1 protein-coding gene is annotated in these 1,150 nt (G+C 27.0%); it reads right to left on the bottom strand.

Translation table 11 applies throughout. The annotated features are described in order from the left end of the window. Positions 1–148 precede the first annotated feature (148 nt). Positions 149–574, bottom strand: a complete 426-nt coding sequence (locus A5870_RS12930; protein WP_086293238.1) for a thioredoxin family protein — start codon at positions 572–574, stop codon at positions 149–151. Between the last annotated feature and the right edge of the window lie 576 nt (positions 575–1,150).

Consider the following 1,150-nt stretch of genomic DNA (forward strand, 5'->3'; position numbering starts at 1 on the left):
TTCAATATAGTAATAATATAAAGTAAGTAATTTTTATATTTTTCTCGATTATTATCCTTTTTATAGACTATAAGTAACAAAAACACTTGTAGCAAAAATGGGACAACAGTAAGAAAAAAACCGATATTTTCTAACATCAAATCAACCTCTATTCTAAAAAATTATTTATGCTACCAATTTGATCGGTATAAGAGAAGCGCTCTTTAGTTTTCATATTTACTATAGTTGGAACTTCGGTTATCTCTAACTCATTAATATACCATAAAGTAGAAGGATTAGTTTCTTTTGTGTCCGTATCTATAATCAAGAATTTTTTATCTTCATATTGAGAAGATAAAAATAGTTTAGGGGCAAATGCATTGCAATACGGACAAGATTCTCTTGTAAATAGTACATAGTCAAAGTTATTAATATCTGATTTAGTAGTCACTGAAGTTTTTGCAGAGATTTCTTTTTCATAATAACTATATGAAAATACTGATCCAGAGGTCAACTGATTTTTAAACAAAAATAATACAAGCAAAATCGAGGTCAAAGCAAAAATACTTGAAATAACTTTAATTACTATTCTCATTAAGGATTACATGCCTTTGCAACAGTACCAGCAAACGTCTTCCATTTCCTTTTTTTTCAAATACGTCCTCAATTCTATCAATTTTTTTGCAAGGATTAAACTACCTTTTATCAACTTGATTCATTAGTTATAAAGGATTTATTATTTAACGAGCTGTATTAATAACTGTCTCTTATACACATCTAGATGTGTATAAGAGACAGACTTGATTCATTAGTTATAAAGGATTTATTATTTAACGAGCTGTATTAATAATACGTTTTATTTTAATTACATACATCGTTTTTATTCTAAAAAGTAAAATTTATTTTGCTTCAAACAATATGTTCAAGACACTTGGTATTTATCCAATTTAGCATCATCTATTTTTATGTTATTTTATAAAATGTTTTAATCCTGTCTCTTATACACATCTAGATGTGTATAAGAGACAGACTTGATTCATTAGTTATAAAGGATTTATTATTTAACGAGCTGTATTAATAACTGTCTCTTATACACATCTAGATGTGTATAAGAGACAGCCTTTGTAGCATTCATTCATAAACACAATCTACCTGTTATTAAGGTACCTAC

The organism is Enterococcus sp. 2G9_DIV0600 (genome assembly GCF_002140615.1).
In the GTDB taxonomy this organism is placed as follows: domain Bacteria; phylum Bacillota; class Bacilli; order Lactobacillales; family Enterococcaceae; genus Enterococcus_D; species Enterococcus_D innesii.